At 70.8% G+C, this 18,123-nt stretch carries 12 protein-coding genes, 3 pseudogenes and 1 riboswitch; of the genes and pseudogenes, 8 read left to right on the top strand and 7 right to left on the bottom strand.

What is annotated here, in order from left to right:
* Positions 1–137: 137 nt before the first annotated feature.
* Positions 138–2,156 (top strand): DNA helicase RecQ, encoded by a 2,019-nt coding sequence (recQ, locus tag AQJ67_RS38215; RefSeq protein ID WP_062724097.1) that lies wholly within the window; start codon positions 138–140, stop codon positions 2,154–2,156.
* Between the two features lie 66 nt (positions 2,157–2,222).
* Here the strand turns inward: recQ and AQJ67_RS38210 are convergent, their stop codons facing one another.
* Both AQJ67_RS38210 and fahA read right to left on the bottom strand, forming a co-directional pair.
* Positions 2,223–3,161, bottom strand: a complete 939-nt coding sequence (locus AQJ67_RS38210) for a M56 family metallopeptidase (protein ID WP_062724096.1) — start codon at positions 3,159–3,161, stop codon at positions 2,223–2,225.
* A 261-nt stretch (positions 3,162–3,422) separates the two neighbouring features.
* Positions 3,423–4,646 (bottom strand): fumarylacetoacetase, encoded by a 1,224-nt coding sequence (gene fahA, locus AQJ67_RS38205; RefSeq protein WP_062724095.1) that lies wholly within the window; start codon positions 4,644–4,646, stop codon positions 3,423–3,425.
* A gap of 326 nt (positions 4,647–4,972) precedes the next feature.
* Here fahA and AQJ67_RS38200 point away from each other — a divergent pair, with 326 nt between their 5' ends.
* Positions 4,973–5,827, top strand: a complete 855-nt coding sequence (locus tag AQJ67_RS38200) for a Cof-type HAD-IIB family hydrolase (protein WP_062724094.1) — start codon at positions 4,973–4,975, stop codon at positions 5,825–5,827.
* Positions 5,828–5,860: 33 nt separating this feature from the next.
* Here the strand turns inward: AQJ67_RS38200 and AQJ67_RS38195 are convergent, their stop codons facing one another.
* The 3 genes and pseudogenes from AQJ67_RS38195 to AQJ67_RS38185 form a co-directional block, all read right to left on the bottom strand.
* Entirely contained in the window at positions 5,861–6,601 is a 741-nt protein-coding gene (locus AQJ67_RS38195; protein ID WP_062724093.1) for a LysM peptidoglycan-binding domain-containing protein, read from the bottom strand.
* Positions 6,602–6,606: 5 nt separating this feature from the next.
* A riboswitch (cyclic di-AMP (ydaO/yuaA leader) is annotated at positions 6,607–6,775 on the bottom strand.
* Positions 6,776–7,092: 317 nt separating this feature from the next.
* Positions 7,093–9,219 (bottom strand): annotated as a pseudogene (locus AQJ67_RS38190) (CocE/NonD family hydrolase).
* Between the two features lie 55 nt (positions 9,220–9,274).
* Positions 9,275–10,801 (bottom strand): annotated as a pseudogene (locus AQJ67_RS38185) (peptide MFS transporter); the annotation flags it as partial.
* A 246-nt stretch (positions 10,802–11,047) separates the two neighbouring features.
* Here AQJ67_RS38185 and AQJ67_RS38180 point away from each other — a divergent pair.
* The 6 genes from AQJ67_RS38180 (at position 11,048) to AQJ67_RS38160 (ending at position 16,591) form a co-directional block, all read left to right on the top strand.
* A complete protein-coding gene (locus tag AQJ67_RS38180) occupies positions 11,048–12,058 on the top strand; it encodes a polyprenyl synthetase family protein (RefSeq protein WP_062724092.1) in 1,011 nt (336 codons plus the stop codon).
* 363 nt (positions 12,059–12,421) lie between these two features.
* Positions 12,422–12,640, top strand: a complete 219-nt coding sequence (locus AQJ67_RS49860; protein ID WP_244190735.1) for a CHRD domain-containing protein — start codon at positions 12,422–12,424, stop codon at positions 12,638–12,640.
* Between the two features lie 108 nt (positions 12,641–12,748).
* On the top strand, positions 12,749–12,988 hold the full coding sequence (locus tag AQJ67_RS49855; protein WP_062724091.1) for a DUF3455 domain-containing protein: 240 nt from the start codon (positions 12,749–12,751) through the stop codon (positions 12,986–12,988).
* 307 nt (positions 12,989–13,295) lie between these two features.
* A complete protein-coding gene (locus AQJ67_RS38170) occupies positions 13,296–14,600 on the top strand; it encodes a LolA family protein (RefSeq protein ID WP_062724090.1) in 1,305 nt (434 codons plus the stop codon).
* A gap of 151 nt (positions 14,601–14,751) precedes the next feature.
* A complete protein-coding gene (locus AQJ67_RS38165; RefSeq protein ID WP_062724089.1) occupies positions 14,752–15,702 on the top strand; it encodes an ABC transporter ATP-binding protein in 951 nt (316 codons plus the stop codon).
* Positions 15,689–16,591, top strand: coding sequence for an ABC transporter permease (locus AQJ67_RS38160; RefSeq protein ID WP_062724088.1), 903 nt, complete (start codon positions 15,689–15,691; stop codon positions 16,589–16,591). Before AQJ67_RS38165 ends, AQJ67_RS38160 begins: the two co-directional genes overlap by 14 nt.
* Before the next feature lie 104 nt (positions 16,592–16,695).
* Here AQJ67_RS38160 and AQJ67_RS38155 read toward each other — a convergent pair.
* Both AQJ67_RS38155 and AQJ67_RS46200 read right to left on the bottom strand, forming a co-directional pair.
* Positions 16,696–17,096: pseudogene (locus AQJ67_RS38155) on the bottom strand (flavodoxin family protein); the annotation flags it as partial.
* 82 nt (positions 17,097–17,178) lie between these two features.
* Positions 17,179–18,123, bottom strand: a 945-nt coding sequence (locus tag AQJ67_RS46200) for an amidase family protein (protein ID WP_244190734.1), incomplete at its 5' end; no start/stop codon positions are given.

Below are 18,123 nucleotides of genomic sequence, written 5' to 3'. Positions count from 1 at the left end.
CTCGGCCGGTCACTCAAGGTTTCCGGTCGATCACGAAAGGGTGAGGGGTGAGAGCCTGTGGATAACTCCGGGTGCTGTCGGTGGCGGCCCCTATCGTGGAGGCAGTGGTCGAGGGACGACGTACGGGGGACACGACGATGGGTGCGACGGGCGGGATCAGCGAGATGCCAAGGGTGACCGAGGTGGCACAGGCGGGCGACAGCGAGGCGCTGGCCGCACTGCACCGGGTCTTCGGGTACGAGGCCTTCCGCGGCGAGCAGGGAGCCGTCATCGAGCATGTGGTGGCCGGTGGCGACGCCGTCGTGCTCATGCCGACCGGAGGCGGGAAGTCCCTCTGCTACCAGATCCCGTCCCTGGTCAGACCGGGTACGGGCATCGTCGTCTCGCCGCTCATCGCGCTGATGCAGGACCAGGTGGACGCGCTGCGGGCGCTCGGCGTGCGGGCCGGGTTCGTCAACTCCACACAGGACTTCGACGAGCGGCGCGTGGTGGAGGCGGAGTTCCTGGCGGGCGAGCTGGACCTGCTCTACCTCGCCCCGGAGCGGCTGCGGCTCGACTCGACGCTGGACCTGCTGTCGCGTGGCAAGATCGCGGTCTTCGCGATCGACGAGGCGCACTGCGTGTCCCAGTGGGGCCATGACTTCCGCCCCGACTATCTGGCGCTCTCGCTGCTCGGCGAGCGCTGGCCGGACGTCCCCCGGATCGCGCTCACGGCCACGGCGACGCACGCGACGCACCAGGAGATCACCCAGCGGCTGCACATGCCGACGGCCCGGCACTTCGTGGCGAGCTTCGACCGGCCCAACATCCAGTACCGGATCGTGCCGAAGGCGGACCCGAAGAAGCAGCTGCTGAGCTTCCTGCGCGAGGAGCACGCGGGCGACGCGGGCATCGTGTACTGCCTGTCCCGCAAGTCCGTGGAGGCGACGGCCGAGTTCCTGAGCCGGAACGGCATCGAGGCGGTGCCCTACCACGCGGGCCTGGACGCGGGGACGCGCGCGGCGCACCAGTCCCGGTTCCTGCGGGAGGAGGGCCTGGTCGTGGTGGCGACCATCGCCTTCGGGATGGGCATCGACAAGCCGGACGTGCGGTTCGTCGCCCATCTCGACCTGCCCAAGTCGGTCGAGGGCTACTACCAGGAGACGGGCCGCGCCGGCCGTGACGGCCTGCCCTCCACGGCCTGGATGGCCTACGGCCTCAACGACGTCATACAGCAGCGCAAGCTGATCAACTCGGGCGAGGGCGACGAGGCGTTCCGGCGCCGGGCCGCCTCGCATCTGGACGCGATGCTGGCGCTGTGCGAGACGGCTCAGTGCCGGCGCGGTCAGCTGCTCGCCTACTTCGGCCAGGACCCCGACGCGGCGGGCTGTGGCAACTGCGACACCTGTCTGACACCGCCGGAGACCTGGGACGGCACGATCGCGGCGCAGAAGGTGCTGTCGACGGTGGTGCGGTTGCAGCGCGAGCGGGGGCAGAAGTTCGGTGCGCTGCAGATCGTCGACATCCTGCTGGGTAAGCGCACCGGCAAGGTGATCCAGTTCGACCACGACCAGCTCTCCGTGTTCGGCATCGGCGAGGAGCTGAGCGAGGGCGAATGGCGGGGTGTCATCCGGCAGTTGCTGGCACAGGGGTTGCTCGCGGTCGAGGGAGAGTACGGGACGCTCGTGCTGACCGAGGCCAGTGGCACCGTGCTGCGCCGGGAGCGGGAGGTGCCGCTGCGCAAGGAGCCGAAGAAGCCGGTGACCTCGCGGTCGGCGTCGGGGTCCGGTTCCGGCGGGTCCGGGCGCGGAGAGCGCAGGGCGAAGGCCGCGGTGGCCGAGCTGCCCGAGACGCTGGTGCCGGCCTTCGAGGCGCTGCGGGCCTGGCGGGCGGAGCAGGCCCGGGAGCAGGGGGTTCCGGCGTATGTGATCTTCCATGACGCGACGCTGCGGGAGATCGTGACGGTGTGGCCCGCGTCCGTGCGGGAGCTCGGGAGTGTCGGCGGGGTCGGCGAGAAGAAGCTGGCCACGTATGGGGAGGGCGTGCTGGAGGTGCTGGCCTCGGTGCGCGGCGGCTCCGATGCCGGGGCGGCGGGTGCTGCGGCACCCGCGGCCGATCACGGGGCGGACGACTGGCCCGAGATGGAGCCGGAGCCTGAGCCGGAGGACTGGGCCTAGCCCCGGTCTGGCCGGGCAGGAACGGCGGCCGCCCTCTCAGTCCGCCCGGCACCCTGAGCGCGACGGTCACGTCAACGCCGTCAGCCCGGGCGCGAACGTGATCAGCAGGGGCAGCAAGGGCACCAGGGCGGCCAGCGTCGTGGTCAGGGCCCGGTGGTGGCGGTCCAGGCGCGGCGGTGGCTCGAGGAGGCGGTCGACGCGTTCGCCCAGGAGGCGGTGGGTGGAGGCGCAGGACAGGACGCCACGGTGCTGATTGAGCTCGATCAGGGCCAGAGCCGTCGTCAGATGACCGCAACGGCGGGACGCGGTGTCGTCGGCGGCCAGTTCGACCAGACGGTGGGTCTGGTCGCAGAAGTGGGCGAACAACGGGATGCGGGGGAATCCGGTGGCGAGCGCGGTCGAGAGGTGCAGGAGCCAGTCGTGGCGGGCGCGGGCATGGCCGCGCTCGTGGGTGAGGACGGCGTCGAGCTGGTGGCCGGTGAGGCGGTGCAGGGCACCGGTGGTGACGATCAGCTGGGCCGGGTTGCCGGGCATCCACCAGGCGTCCGGGTACTCGTCCTCCAGGACCAGGAGCGGGCCGCGCGCCGAAGGCAGGCCGGCCGGCAGATCGGGAGCGCGTTCGCGCAGGTGGGCCCTGGCCTGGCCGCGGCGTCGGCGGGCCTCGGCGAGTTCGCGGCCCAGCATCGCCGTCGTCCAGGCGGCGCCGCAGGCCAGGAGCAGGGTCAGGACGGCGGCCCAGGCCGGCGCGGACGAGAGGTCGTACGCCGCGGTCACCGCCGCCGGTGCCGGAGCGAAGAGCTGCGCGCGTACAGTGCCGAAGACGGCCGCGGCGCCCAGCGCCAGGGCGGTCAGACAGCACAGCAGCACGGTGGCGACCAGGCACTGCCACACCCAGAGCGCGACCACGGGTTCCCGTTCGGGCCATACGGCACGGGTCAACGCTCGCGGAACGGGCACGGCTGCTGTCAGAGCGACGGTGCTCAACAGGAGCAGGCAGAAGGTCATGCCGGAGGCTCCGGATCCTGGTCAGGGGAGGTGCGCGGGCGGACATGCGGGGCGGTGGACGAGGAACACGTCACCGCCAGCCAGTATGACGGTGACGGTCGCCGGAGTCAGCGGTGAAGAGTCGCCGAACTCGCTTCGGGGCAGCGGGCGTACGCCGACACGGCCGTCGCCACCGCCCCCTGCCGTCGTGGCGCCTCGCGGACCGCCGATGTCGCGGCGCCCCTGGCTCCGAGGCGCGGGCCCGCGCTCCCCGGCCTCACGTCAACTGCCTGCCACCACCTGCCCGGTGACCTCTCCCAGCCCCACCCGGACCCCACCGGGGCCCGGCGCCCAGGCGGACAGGGTGACCACGTCGCCGTCCTCCAGGAACGTGCGCTTGCCGTCGGGGAGTTCTAGAGGGTCCCGGCCGTTCCAGGTCAGCTCCAGCAGGGAGCCCCGCTCGCCTTCTGCGGGGCCGCTCACGGTGCCCGACCCGTAGAGGTCGCCGGTGCGCAGGGAAGCGCCGTTCACGGTCATGTGGGCGAGTTGCTGTGCGGCCGTCCAGTACATGGTGGAGAAGGGGGGTTCGGAGACCACGTGGCCGTTGATGGCCACCGAGATACGCAGGTCGTAGCCGCCGGGTTCGGCCTCGGAGCCGGAGTCGTCGAGGTACGGCAGCAGCGGGTGCGTCCGCTCCGGCGCCGCCACCCGGGCCTCCTCCAGCGCGTCCAGCGGGGTGACCCACGCCGACACCGACGTGGCGAAGGACTTGCCGAGGAACGGGCCGAGGGGGACGTACTCCCAGGCCTGGACGTCGCGTGCCGACCAGTCGTTGAGGAGGCACAGGCCGAAGACGTGCTCGCGGAAGTCGCCCAGCGCCACCGGCCTGCCCATCTCGGAGGGCGTCCCGACCACGAAGCCGACCTCGGCCTCGATGTCCAGGCGGGCCGACGGGCCGAAGGCGGGTGCCGGGTCGGTGGGGGCCTTGCGCTGGCCGGACGGGCGTACGACATCCGTGCCGGACACGACCACCGTGCCGGAGCGGCCGTGGTAACCGATCGGGAGGTGCTTCCAGTTAGGGGTGAGGGAGTCGGCGGCGTCGGGACGGAAGATCTGGCCGACGTTCCGGGCGTGGTTCTCGGAGGCGTAGAAGTCGACGTAGTCAGCGACCTCGAAGGGGAGGTGCAGGGTCACCGAGGACAGGGGGTGCAGCAGGTCCTCGACGGCCTCCTGGTGTGCCGGCACCGTCACCCACGCCGTCAGCGCGCGGCGCACGTCGGACCAGGTGGTGCGGCCCGCGGCGAGCAGCGGGTTCAGGGAGTCCTGGGCGAGCAGCGGGGCGTACGGCGAGCCGAGGGCGTAGGCCGCTTTGCCCGCATCGAGGACGTGGTCGCCGAGCCGGACGCCGACCCGGCGTGCGGAGTCCGAGCCGGGGAGGGAGAAGACGCCGTACGGAAGGTTGTGCGTGCCGAAGGGGTCGCCCTCGGGGAGATCGAAGGGGGGCATGGGGTGCTGCCTCACTCTCTTACGCTCCGTGCCATGTGGTCGGGCCACACGTTACGGGTGAGGTGCCGGTCTTGGGCAGTACGGAACTCGCGTCGCCGAGGCCGGCGAATCACCAGGTCGCGGCGCACGGTCGAGGCTCACGCGCCCCCCGGTGTGGGGCGACGGTGCGGGTCGAAGGGCCCCGTGGGAGTGAAATCGCAACAAGCGGAAGGAAGTTGTGCACACCGCAACAGAATCCGAACCGGAACAGGTGTCAACACATGTGAACACAGCAGCCGTCCGGTTCACGTCGAGTCGATGGGGCTTCCTGTCCGTATTCTCTGATCATGGCCCCACCCATCGCATATTCACTCATCGCCACTGACCTGGACGGGACGCTGCTCCGAGGCGACGACACGCTCTCCGACCGTTCCCTCGACGCGCTCGCGCAGGTCGCGGCGGCCGGTGCCCAGCACCTCGTCGTGACGGGGCGGCCGGCGCCCAGAGTGCGGCCGCTCCTCGACGTCCTGGGCAGCAGGGGGCTCGCGGTGTGCGGGCAGGGCGCGCAGTTGTACGACGCCGGCGCGGACCGTCTGTTGTGGTCCATCACCCTGGACCGGGAGTTGGCGGAGACCGCGCTCGGCAAGATCGAGGCCGAGGTCGGGGAGGTGTACGCGGCCGTCGACCAGGACGGCGTCGACGGGCTCACGCTCATCGAACCCGGGTACCTGATGCCGCACCCCACCCTGCCCGCCGTACGCGTCCAGCGCCGGGCCGACCTGTGGTGCGAGCCGATCAGCAAGGTGTTGCTGCGCCATCCCACCCTGTCCGACGACGAGTTGGCGGCGACGGCCCGGTCGGTCGTCGGTTCTCTCGCGACGGTCACCATGTCCGGACCCGGGACCGTCGAACTCCAGCCATGCGGCATCACCAAGGCGACCGGTCTCGCACTCGCCGCCGAGCATCTCGGCCTCGGCGCGCACCAGACCATCGCCTTCGGGGACATGCCCAACGACATCCCCATGTTCGACTGGGCCGCCCGCGGGGTGGCGATGGCCAACGCCCATCCCGAACTCAAGGCGGTCGCCGACGAGATCACTCTCTCGAACGAGGACGACGGCATCGCCGTCGTCCTCGAGAGACTGTTCGCGGGCGCGGGCGCGGGCGCAGACGCGAGTACGCTGGCCGATTTCGCCCAGTAAGGGTGAATTGATCCACTCGGTTCCGCTTTGGGGCTAGTAGGGCCCGTTCACGTTGTCGATCGAGCCGTAACGCGCGGCCGCGTAGTTGCACGCGGCCGCGATGTTCGCGACCGGGTTGAAGGGGTCGTAGACGGTGCCCGGCACGTGGTAGGCCGCGAAGGTGGGGTCGATGACCTGGAGGAGGCCCTTGGATGGGGTGCCTGCGGCGGCGTTGGAGTCCCAGTTGTTGATGGCCTGGGGGTTGCCGGACGACTCGCGCATGATGTTGCGGTGAATGCCCTCGTATGAACCAGGGATTCCGTTCTGCCCCATGATGTCCAGAGCGTTGCGGATCCAGCCGTCGAGGTTGTCCGGGTAGGTCTTCACCGAGGACTGGGTGGCCTGGGCGACGGCGGACTTCTTGGCGGGCGCGGCGGCCTTGTCGGCGGTCGTGCTCGGCGTGCCGGCCTTCTTCGTCGCCCGGACCTTCAGGTCGACACCCGGGTGGATCAGTCGGGGGTTGTCGCCGATGGTCTCGCGGTTGTCCTTGTAGAGCTGCTTCCAACCGCCCTGGGTGTCATATCGGTCCGCGATACCGTAGAGCGAATCGCCCTTTTTGGTGGTGTACGTAATGGTCTTGGCCTGCGTGGCGGTGGGGGCCTGGTCCGGCTGGGCGGCGCCCGCGGTGGTCGCGCTCAGGAGCGGGAGCGCGAGGGCGGCGGTGCCGGTGCCTGCGAGGGCGACGCGGCGGGTGAGCGGGTTGGTGCGGGGGCGGCGGTGCTTGCCTCGGGGCATGGCGCTGTTCCTCTCCGACGCCTACGAGGTGAGCTGTCGGGTTCGGGCGGGAGCTGCCCGGCCGCGCCGCTGAGCGGTGGCGCGACTTCACCCCGAGCCGGGCCGGTGCGCCATCAAGGCGGCCGGTCCGGCGACTTACCTGGGTCCCCCGCTCCTGCCGTGCGTGTGTGAGTTCCGTGGGTGGATGACTCGGGCGGCGGCAGGATTCGGCGTCCGCCCGACGAGCGGGAACGTATGCGAGAGCACATGCCCGAAACAAGTGCCGTGGTCACCTGTCGTGCCGGTTGACCATGGTCTGGCGTTTATGGGGTGCTTGATCCTTTGCGGTTGCCAAGCCTCAACTCGTATGGGGAACAAGGGGAGACGCGGGCGGGTCGGACGGGGTGCGCGGCTGGGTGCGCGTGACCCAACTCACTGGCATCCACAAGAGCGGCAAATCGGGCAATGGATCCAACTCGCCTTTAACCGGCCGTCCGTGGAGTCCGTTTTTCTCATGTCCGGTGGAAAAGTACTTCTTCGCCCTTCGTGCAGACCACCTCGCTGGAGGCGATGAAGTCACGCCGGACGCAGCCACGCCGGTCGCAGCTGATCTCGGAGCGCGTGCGCACCGTCGCCTCCCAGCCGAGCTCCGGGCGGTGCAGCCGGATCGTCCAGTCCGAGGGGTGCCGGCGGACAGGGGGTCCGCCTCGTTGATCACGTACGTCTCCAGCGCATCCTCGGTGAACTCCAGGCCGTCGGGGTACACGCGCGTGCCGCCGTACCGAGGGTCGACCTCCAGGCGCCACTCGCCCTTGGCCACGTCCCGCACGACCAGCCGCTCGGGACGGGGCTCGTCCAGCGTTGGGGGGAAGCTCACGCCTAGCGGCTCCGCCTGCTCCGGTTCCTCGAAGGTGATCGCCGCGTCGCTGTCCACCTTGCCGTCTGTCGCCACGCCCGCCGATTCGGTCACCGACTCTTCCAACGCACGTGCGCGTACCGGAAGTTCCAGCGAGCTCCCCGCCGGTTCCAGGACGAAGCCGGCCGCCGGCTCCGGCTGGGCCAGAACCACGGCCAGTACGCGGAGGAGACGGCGAGGCGGATGCGGTGGCCGGGTGGGAAGGCGTGGCCGATGCCGTTCAGCTCGAACGTCGCGTCCTCGGTGGCGCCCGGCTCCCACGGCATCACGCGGTCCCGGCCATGACGTGCCGTCAGATTCAGTACGCCCCGCGTCACCAGGGTCGAGGAACCGTCCGGTGCCACGTCGCAGAGCCGGGCGACGACCTGCCCGCGCGGCACCTCCGACGTCAGCCGCTGCCGCACCCTCGGCCGTCCCAACACCCAGGTCTCCTCGCCCACTTCGAACTCGAAGCACGCCGACCGGGCGTCCTCCTCCCGCTGGTCCGGCGGCAGGTCGGCGTCGTTGCCGAACGGGAAGAAGCGGCCGCGTCGAGGCCAGTGTGCATGGGGGAGCGCACGAGGACGGGCACGCCCTGGAAGGCGTACGTCGCCGTGCGCACGTGGGGCGAGGGCCACGCCGGCTCGCCGACCCAGCGGCCGGGCAGTGTGGGGTACATCGTGGCCGGGGGGGGGGGAGTCGCTGACGTAGGAGCGCAGCAGGGGCTCGGACATGACGCCGGTGTCCTCGTCCTTGAGTCAGTGGTCCCACCAGCGCAGCGTCTCCTGGAGGAAGCCGATCGCCGGGCCCGGAGGCAGGGCGCGGTCGGGGTACTGGTGCGACCAGGGGCCGCTGAGGCCGCGGACGCGGTCGGCGGGCAGGTGTTCGACCAGGCGCAGGACCGTGTCGCGGTACGGGTCGTGCCGGCCGCCCACCGCGAGGACGGCGGCGTCGATCGCGCCGTAGTCCTCGCCGACGCTGCCGTGACGCCAGTAGTCGTCTCGGGTCTGGTGGTCGAGCCAGGTGTGCAGGAACGGTTCGACGGCGTCCAGCCGCCTGAGCCACATGTCCCGCCAGGCGTCGCCGACGTGCAGTGGGTCCGGGGGCGGGCGACGGAGGCGCGCATGGTCGAGGCCCAGGCGTGCATGTCGACGGCGAGGACGGAACCTCTCGTGTAGTGCACGTCGTTGTCATAGCGGTCGTCCGTCGAGCAGACCGTGACGATCGCCTTGAGCGGCTCGGGCGCGAGGGCCGCGATCTGGAGGGAGTTGAAGCCGCCCCAGGAGATGCCGAACATGCCGAACATGCCGAACATGCCGACCTTGCCGTTGCACCAGGGCTGGGCCGCCAGCCAGTCGACCACCTCGGCCCCGTCGGCCAGTTCCGTCGCCGAGTGCTCGTCCGTGGGCATGGCCTCGCTGTTGCCGTGGCCGCGGATGTCCACGCGCACGGAGGCGTAGCCGTGGCCGGCGTACCAGGGGTGACGCTGGTGGTCGCGGGGCGCGGTTCAGTCTGTCAGGCGGTACGGCAGCTGTTCGAGGAGCGCCGGTACGGGCTCGTCCGTCAGAGGGCGCCACACGCGCGCGTACAGCGAGGGCGCCACACGCGCGCGTACAGCGAGGGCGCCACGCGCGCGCGTACAGCGAGGGCGCCACGCGCGCGCGTACAGCAGGGTCCCGTCTTCGAGCGGGATGCGGATGTCGTGATGGGTCGTCTCGTAGGGGAAGGACGTACGGATGTGCATGGGCGGGATCCCCGTCGGGTCGGTTCGTCGGGTGCGGCAGGTGTTTTGTGGCGGGTCAGCGCACCGGGTGCATCGTGCGGCGCAGCCAGCGGGTCGCGGCCGTCACGGCGAGCCCCGCGAGCACCGCGATGGTGCCGTTGACGCCGAAGTAGGCGGGCTTGGAGGTGTCGTCGTAGAGCTTGACCGTCTGGGCCTGGATGCCGTTGGCCAGGGCGAGGGGGAGGGATCAGAGGGACATGGTCTGGCCGGCGAAGGCGGCCGGGGCGAGCTTGGTCGTGGCCGACATGCCGGAGGTCTCCAGCAGGACGTCGCCGAGGCCGAGCAGCAGGTACGAACCCACGATCCACCAGACGGACATGAGGTGGTGGTCGGAGGAGTGCCCGGAGGTCGGGATCACCATCAGCAGGAAGGACAGGCCGCCCAGGACGACCCCGATCGCGATCTTGTTCGAGGCGTGCGGCTGGCTGGGCCCCATGCGGGCCCACAGCACGGCGACGACCGGCGCGAGGGCGACCTCGAAGGCGCCGAGGGCCGAGGCGTACCAGCTCGCGGGGAAGCCGAAGCCGAGGATCGACCTCTCGGCGTTCGTCGACGCCAGCAGCATCATCGTCGAGTACGCCTGGAACAGGATGAAGTCGAAGACCACCGAGGCGAGGAAGAGGACGATGTACGGGCGCAGCCGGCCGCGTTCCTCGGCGGTCACGCGCGGACTGGTGAACATCACCGCGAAGTAGACGACCGGGGCGATCACCGAGACCAGGGTGAGCAGGTCGACGAAGCGGTCCATGGTGAGCAGGCCGGAGGCCGTGAGGAGGGCGGCGAGCGTGGCGGTGGCCGTGAGGAGGGCGGCGAGCGTGGCGGTGGCCGTGAGGAGGACGGCGAGCGTGGCGGTGGCCGTGAGGCCCGCGACGACGAGGCGGACCGCCCGGCGCAGGGCGTCCGGGGGCAGCGCGAACTCGGCGGCGTGCTTCCGTCCGGCCAGGTGGCGACGGCCCAGGGCGTACTGGACCAGGCCGAACGTCATGCCGATCGCGGCGGCCGAGAAGCCCCAGTGCCAGCCCCTGTGGTCGCCGAGCCAGCCGGTGACGAGCGGGCCCGCGAAGGCGCCGATGTTGATCGCCATGTAGTACAGCGCGAAGCCGGGGTCACGGCGGTCGTCGTCGGCGCGGTAGCGCAGCTTGCCGACCATGGGGGCGACGTTCGGCTTGAGGAGCCCCGTGCCCGCGCTGATCAGACCGAGTCCGGCCCACGTCGTGCCGGCGGCCGGCACCGCCATGGCGTAATGGCCGCAGGCGATCAGGATGCCGCCCCACAGCACCGCGCGGTACAAGCCGAGGACGCGGTCGGCGAGCCAGCCGCCCGCGATGGAGACCAGATAGATGAGGGTTCCGTAGGCGGCGGAGACGGAGGCGGCGGTTCCGGCCGACATGCCCAAACCGCCGTGGGCGACCGTGTCGGCGAAGTACAGGACGAGGATGGCCTGCATGCCGAGGAACGAGAAGCGTTCCCGGACCTCCAGGCCGGAGAGCGTGAGAAGGCCTCTGGGCTGGCCGAAGAAGGCGTGGTCGGTGCGCGGCGGCGGCCCGCTCCCGGGCTGGACATCGACTCCGGTTCGGGATACGGGCCGCTACTTCCCTATAAGTCGATGGATATCCGGCCTTATCACGTGATCAAAAACATGCCCGCCGTGATCCGATACAGCCCGTGGTGGACGGGTGGGCGGCATCGGTGATCGAAACGTGACCGGATACGCTGACTTGAGTGATGGCAGCGACCTATCGACAAACCGTGTAACCGCCAGTAGACACCAGCAGACAGGAGACCCCTCGTGACCGTCGTCGGGCCGTTCGGGCTGAGCGTGCGGGACCAGGCTCTGGAAGCCGATGTCCAGGCCGGATTGACGGCTGTCGAGGAGGGATTGCTCGAAGCCACCAAGAGCGAGGTCCCCTTCATCACCGAGGCCGCCCAGCATCTGGTGCGGGCGGGCGGAAAGCGGTTCCGGCCGCTGCTCGTGATGCTCACTGCCCAGTTCGGGGACCGGTATGCGCCGGGCATCGTGCCGTCGGCGGTGGTGGTGGAGCTGACCCATCTGGCGACGCTGTACCACGACGACGTGATGGACGAGGCGGCCGTACGGCGCGGTGTCGACAGCGCGAACACCCGCTGGGGCAACTCGGTCGCCGTCCTGACCGGCGACTTCCTCTTCGCGCGAGCCTCGCACATCCTGGCCGACCTCGGGCCGGAGGCGGTGCGGGTGCAGGCCGAGGCGTTCGAGCGGCTGGTCACCGGGCAGATCCTGGAGACGGCGGGGCCGCAGGACGGGCGGGATCCCGTCGAGCACTACCTCGATGTGCTGAGCGGGAAGACCGGGTCGCTGGTGGCGGTGTCGTGCCGGTTCGGGGCGATGATGTCGGGCGCCGACGAGACGGTGGTCGATGTGCTGACCCAGTACGGGGAGCGGCTCGGGGTCGCCTTCCAGCTGGCGGACGACGTCCTGGACATCGCGAGCGACTCCCATGAGTCCGGGAAGACGCCGGGGACGGATCTCCGGGAGGGGATTCCCACGATGCCGGTGCTGCGGTTGCGGGAGCGGGCCGCGCGGTTGGGGCTGGCGGAGGACGTCGCGTTGAGCGAGTTGCTGGACTCCGATCTCAGTGATGACGCGCGGCTTGCGGAGGCGTTGGCTCAGCTTCGGGTGCATCCGGCGTTGGAGCAGGCTCGGCGGGACACCGTGCGGTATGCGGAGGATGCGCGGGCCTCGTTGGCGCCGTTGCCGGAGATGGGGGCGAAGGCGGCGTTGATGGAGTTGTGCGATGCGGTCGTGCATCGGGCCGGGTGATTTCGCCCCCGCCGCCCCTACCCGTCCCATCCCTTGAAGGGGCTCCGCCCCTTCGACCCCGCTGGGGCTGCCGCCCCAGACCCCGCTGTCGGCCCTTCGGGCCTTGTCCTCAAACGCCGGACGGGCTGAGAGGGCGGCTCGGCCTCAAACGCCGGACGGGCTGGAGGGGTGACGCACGTCATGGAGTTGGACTGAGTCCAGGCTGAGATCGTCTCCGTAAGAGTCTGGTCGTCACCGCTGTCACGGTGGTTCCCGCCTTCGCCGCCGGAGGTCACCGGGCCGACCGTGCGGGGCATGCCGGAGGCACCGGGGGCACCGTCCTTGCCGCGAGTCTTCGCGGGGCGAGCGAGGTGCCTAACGAGGGTGGGCCCACTGTGGGGGGGCAGGGACGGTGGCGCCCTGGCGTTTGTGAAGGTCGAGGGGGACGAGGTGTCCGTCGCCGCGACCTGGCGGGGGACCGGCCGGTCGACCGCTCTGCACATCCACCAAGGCGCCAAGGGCACCAACGGAGGCATCAAGGTCGACTTCGGTGGCCTCCTCGGCCAGGTCAGGGGGACCGTCTCGTCGGGGCCGTCCCCGTGAAGGACCCCGCCCCTGCTCAACGCGCTGAAGACCGACCCGAGTTCCTTCTACGCCAACCTCCACACCGCCGAGGTCCCGGGCGGTGCCGTCCGGGGGCAGCTGCACAAGATGACCGTCGTCGGGTTCGGCTTCCGGGACGCGTGCCGTGCTCGGGCGAACGGCGACGGGAACATCCTCGAACTCGACCTGAAGGCCACTCGGTCCGGCAGGCACCACGGCCTCCTCGCCGGCACCGCCGAGATCCGGCGGCTCAACACCGTCGGCGGCGTCGCCCCGGCCGGCTCCTGCACGCCCGGCGTCGTCGTCGGGGTGCCGTACCGGGCTGACTACGTGTTCCTCAACGGCTGATCGGCCTCGGCGATGGCTGATCGGCACGGCGGTTCCGCCCCGCACAGCGGCGTCTTCCCCGGCGACCCCTACGGGTCGGGGGAGGCGACGCCCTTGTGTGTCATACCCCAGGTGTACGCGGAGTTGGCTCCGAAGGTTGACGAATCTCCCTGGCCGATTTGGTCAGATGGAAACCACGGACAACAACACCACTCCTCACCGATTCGGGTGAGAATGGCGGCACAGGGGTGGACGAGTGCGGGGTCGTAAGACTCGCGGGCGACGAACGAGAAGGACAGCCGCCGCCGACGACGGAGGTAAGGCACACATGGCACCGTACGAATCCGACGACAGTACGACCGCGGTCGGGGAGGTCGACGACCTGCCCTCGGGGCGGCGCAAGGCGGCGCGGTACGTCGTCCCGGTCACGGTCGTGGGAGTCGCGGCGGCGACCATCGGGCTCGTCCCGGCCATCGCCGACTCGGGCGACCCGGACCTGCCGAAGATCACCGCAGAGCAACTCATCGAGAAGATCGCGCAGTCGGACGTGGAGCAGCTGTCCGGCACCGTGAAGATCAGCACCGACCTGGGGCTGCCGGACCTCGGCGGGCTGGGGGCCGGCCTCGCCTCCGGCGCCATGGCGTCCGGGTCGGGTGACGGATCGTCCGCCGACCCGTCGGCCAAGCTCACCGAGCTGGCGTCCGGCACGCACACGCTGCGCGTCGCCGTGGACGGCGAGAACAAGCAGAAGCTCTCCCTGCTGGAGAACGCCTCCGAGTACAGCCTCATCCATAACGGCAAGGACGTCTGGGGCTACGACAGCAAGTCCAACGAGGTCTTCCACGGCACCGCCGAGGAGGCGAAGGGCGGGCAGGAGAAGCAAGACGTTCCCGCCACGCCCAAGGACTTCGCCGAGGCGGCGCTCAAGGCGGTCGACGACACCACGTCCGTCACCGTCGACGGCACCGCGCAGGTCGCGGGCCGGGACGCCTACCAGCTGCTCATCAAGCCGAAGCAGTCCGGGACCACGGTCGGCGCGATCACCGTGGCCGTCGACGCCAAGACCGGGATGCCCCTGAAGTTCACGCTGACCCCGGCGAGCGGTGGCGCGGCAGTGATCGACGCCGGCTTCACTCAGGTCAGCTTCGCCAAGCCGGCCGCCTCCACCTTCGACTTCACCCCGCCCAAGGGTGCGAAGGTCACCGAGGAGGACGAGCTGGAGGGGAAGGACGGCGAGAACGGCTCCCCGAAGTCCGAGGACGAGCTGCGCAAGGAGCTCGACAACGAGTTCGGGAAGGACTTCGGCAAGGACTTCGGGAAGGAACTCGACGGTCCGAAGTCCGGGGACAAGCTCGGCAAGGCGCCCGAGGGCGGCCCCGAGGTCATCGGCGAGGGCTGGAACACCGTGGCCGTCTTCGACACCGGCGGCGAGGGCGTCCCCTCCGGCGCCGAGGTCGGTGGGGAGATGGGCGGCTTCCTCGACTCCCTGGGCGACAAGGTCACGGGCAAGTTCGGCTCGGGCACGGTCTTCAAGACCCGTCTGATCAACGCCCTGATCACGGACGACGGCAAGGTCTACGTGGGCGCGGTCGACAAGGACGCGCTCGTGAAGGCGGCCGACTCCGGGAAGTGAACCGCGGCCGGTTGCCGGTTGCCGGGTGCCGTTGCAGGTTGGCGGTCGCTGGTCGGCGGATGGTGACCGGCCGGTCGCCGTAGCTGTAGCCGTAGCCGTAGCCGTGCCAATGATCTAGGTGCCCCTAGGAACCCGAGGAGCCTGAGGACCGATGGAGGAACTGCCCGCCGCGCAGGCGGTGATCGCCACCCGCGCGCTCACCAAGCGCTACCGCGGCGGGCAGCTCGCCGTCGACGGTCTCGATCTGACCGTCCCGGCGGGCAGTGTCTTCGGCTTCCTCGGTCCGAACGGCTCGGGCAAGACAACGACCATCCGCATGCTGATGGGCCTCATCGAGCCCACCGCCGGCACCGCGCGCGTGCTGGGGCAGCCCATGCCCCGGTCCGCGCGCTCCGTGCTGCCGTACGTCGGCGCGCTCATCGAGGGACCCGCCCTGTACGGCTTCCTCTCCGGACGCGACAACCTCGTCCGGTACGACGCCGCCGACCCGACCGCCGATCCGCGCACCCGGCGCACCCGGGTCGCGGCCGCGCTGGACCGGGTGGGCCTGACGGCCGCCGCGGGCAAGAAGGCCAAGGCGTACTCGCTCGGCATGAAACAGCGGCTGGGGCTCGCGGCCGCGCTCCTCCAGCCGCGCAGGCTCCTCGTCCTCGACGAGCCGACCAACGGACTCGACCCGCAGGGCATGCGCGAGATCCGTGCCCTGATCCGGGAGTTGGCGTCCGACGGCACGACCGTCTTCCTCTCCTCCCACCTCCTCGACGAGATCGAGCAGGTCTGCACCCACGCCGCCGTGATGGCGCAGGGCCGGCTGATCACCCAGGGCGCGGTGGCGGAGCTGGCGGCCGGAAGCCGCGGCCGGCTCGTCGTGACCACCCCGGACACCGCGGATGCGGCCCGGGTGCTGAAGGAGCAGGGTGCCGGCGACGTCGTCAGTACCGAGGACCGGGTGACCGCCGAACCCCCGGACCGCGATCTCGCCGACGTCAACGCCGCGTTGGTGACCGCCGGGGTCCGGGTGCGGGGCTTCGGCGTCGAACGGGCCTCTCTGGAGGACGCGTTCGTGGCACTCACGGGGGAGGGGTTCGATGTCGCGGGCTGAGGTCGTCCGGCAGGGCGCCGCGGGCGAAGGGACCCGGAAGGTCAGCCTTCTGTGGACCTTCGGGGTCCTCCGCAGCGAACTGCTCACCACCTTCCGGCGCTGGCGCACCCTCGCGCTGCTCGCCGTCCTCGCCGCCGTGCCGATCCTGGTCGGGATCGCAGTGAAGATCGAGACCAGCGACGGTGCGTCGATGGGCGGCGGCGGCCCGCAGGGCGGCGGCCCGGCGTTCATCTCGCAGATCACCAACAACGGCCTGTTCCTGGTCTTCACCGCACTGGCCGCGACGCTCCCGTTCTTCCTGCCCATGGCGATCGGCGTCATCGCGGGCGACGCGATAGCCGGCGAGGCGAACGCGGGCACCCTGCGCTATCTCCTCGTCGCCCCCGCCGGCCGCACCCGGCTGCTCCTCACCAAGTACGCGACCACGATGGCCTTCTGCCTGGTCGCCACCCTCGTGGTCGCGATCTCGGCGCTCACGGTCGGGGCACTGCTCTTCCCACTGGGCGAACTGACGACCATCTCCGGCACCCGCATCAGCTTCGCGGAGGGACTCGGCAGAGCCCTGCTGATCGCCCTGGTCGTCGCCGCGTCACTGATCGGCGTGGCGGCGCTCGGCCTGTTCGTCTCCACGCTGACCAACAGCGGGATCGCGGCGATGGCGACGACCGTCGGCCTGCTGATCACCGTCCAGATCCTCGACCAGATACCCCAGCTCCACGCACTCCAGCCGTACTTCTTCTCCCACTACTGGCTGTCCTTCGCCGACCTCATGCGCGAACCCGTCTACTGGGACGACCTCGTCAAGAACCTGGGGATCCAGGCCCTCTACGCCGCTGTGTTCGGTTCGGCGGCCTGGGCGAGATTCACCACGAAGGACATCACCGCGTAGCGCTCCGCTCGGGCAGCCGGGTTCCGCTCGGGCGGCCGGTATACGTTCGGGCGGCCGGTATCCGTTCGGGCAGTCGGTATCCGTTCGCACGGCTGGGTGTCCGGTCAGGCGGCCTGGTAGGGGAAGAGGGCGGTGGGCGGGTCCTGGGCGAAGAAGGTCTTGGCGCGGGTGAGCGCCGCGGTGTCGCCCAGTACGTCGTCGATCCGGCCGCCCTTGCCCAGCAGGACGCCGCCGAAGCGCATGCCGAAGTAGGCGGCCGAGTTGTTGAGCGTGCCGATCAGCGGCTCTGCGACCTCGTGTTCCTTGTGGTAGAGCGCGGTGACACCCCACAGGTGCGCTCGGCCATCCTCGCCTTGAAGTCGAGGCCGGGAGTGCGCAGCCAGTTCTCCCACTCCTCCAGATAGCGCTTGGTGTGGGCGGACACCGAGTACCAGTACCGCGGCGACGCGATCACCAGGTCCGTGGCCGCCAGGGTGGCGTCGAGGAGCGGCGCGGCGTTCCCGAGCTTGGTCGGTGGGTTCAGCCCAGCGGGATCGGCCGGATCGGCGGGATCAGTCAGATCAGTCGGATCGGCCTGATCAGCTGGCTCAGCCGGTCCAGCCCGTCCAAGGTCCAACGGCCGCCTCGGCCGCCCGCGCCGCCTCGATCAACAGAGCCTCCCCTCCATGCGCCGCCACCAACTGGAGCCCGACCGGACAGCCATCGCCGTCCAACCCCGCGGGAATGCTGATCGCCGGATGTCCGCTCAGGTTGAACGCCCAGGTCAGTGCGGTGGAGTACCGGTCGCCGGGACCGTCGTGGCCGTGCGGCGGGGTGGGGGCGGTCGGCGTCAGCAGCAGCTCGGTCTCGGTGAAGAGGTCGGCCAGGCGGCGGTCGTTCGCGGCCCGGATCCGGTGCGCATCGGGGGTCCGGGACGCGGAATCCGAGGCTCGCAGGGCGAGCCATGCCGGGGCCGGGTCTTCGAGACGGAGCGGCGACCGTGGCCGTACGAGCCGTATCGCGTCGGCCTCGGCCAGCCGTACGGCCGTGGCGTGGGCGACGGCGACGACGTCCGGGTCGGGGGAGTCGAAGCCGAGGTCGGGGGACCATACGGCGGTCGGGGCGTCGTACCTGCCGACCAGCCGGTCATGTGCGTCGCCCGGCCTGCCGAGTTCCCTACCCGGCCAGTCGTGTGCGCCGACCGGCCTGCCCAGTTCCCCACCCGGCCAGTCGTGTGCGCCGACCGGCCTGCCCAGTTCCCCACCCGACCAGTCATCCGCGCCGACCGGCCTGCCCAGTTCCCCACCCGACCAGTCATCCGCGCCGACCGGCCTGCCAAGCTCACCAACCGACCTGTCTTGGCCCCCGAACGGCCCGTCATAGGTGCCCGCACCAGGCGGCCCGCCGCCCGGCACCTGGCCACCCCGCACTCGGCCACCCCGCGCCGCACCATCCCGCACCTCGTCACCCCGCACCCCGTCACCCTGCGCCGCACCATCCCGCACCCCGTCACCCTGCGCCGCACCACCCCGTAGCCCGCCACCCCACGCCCC

The organism is Streptomyces caeruleatus, assembly GCF_001514235.1.
In the GTDB taxonomy this organism is placed as follows: domain Bacteria; phylum Actinomycetota; class Actinomycetes; order Streptomycetales; family Streptomycetaceae; genus Streptomyces; species Streptomyces caeruleatus.
This window is presented reverse-complemented; position numbering and strand designations above follow the sequence as displayed.

Excerpts from the sequence above, each read along its gene's own strand:
- recQ (WP_062724097.1), top strand. The coding sequence starts at position 138 with ATGGGTGCGACGGGCGGGATCAGCGAGATGCCAAGGGTGACCGAGGTG.
- AQJ67_RS38210 (WP_062724096.1), bottom strand. The coding sequence starts at position 3,161 with ATGACCTTCTGCCTGCTCCTGTTGAGCACCGTCGCTCTGACAGCAGCC.
- fahA (WP_062724095.1), bottom strand. The coding sequence starts at position 4,646 with ATGCCCCCCTTCGATCTCCCCGAGGGCGACCCCTTCGGCACGCACAAC.
- AQJ67_RS38200 (WP_062724094.1), top strand. The coding sequence starts at position 4,973 with ATGGCCCCACCCATCGCATATTCACTCATCGCCACTGACCTGGACGGG.
- AQJ67_RS38195 (WP_062724093.1), bottom strand. The coding sequence starts at position 6,601 with ATGCCCCGAGGCAAGCACCGCCGCCCCCGCACCAACCCGCTCACCCGC.
- AQJ67_RS49855 (WP_062724091.1), top strand. The coding sequence starts at position 12,749 with ATGACCGTCGTCGGGTTCGGCTTCCGGGACGCGTGCCGTGCTCGGGCG.
- AQJ67_RS38170 (WP_062724090.1), top strand. The coding sequence starts at position 13,296 with ATGGCACCGTACGAATCCGACGACAGTACGACCGCGGTCGGGGAGGTC.
- AQJ67_RS38165 (WP_062724089.1), top strand. The coding sequence starts at position 14,752 with ATGGAGGAACTGCCCGCCGCGCAGGCGGTGATCGCCACCCGCGCGCTC.
- AQJ67_RS38160 (WP_062724088.1), top strand. The coding sequence starts at position 15,689 with ATGTCGCGGGCTGAGGTCGTCCGGCAGGGCGCCGCGGGCGAAGGGACC.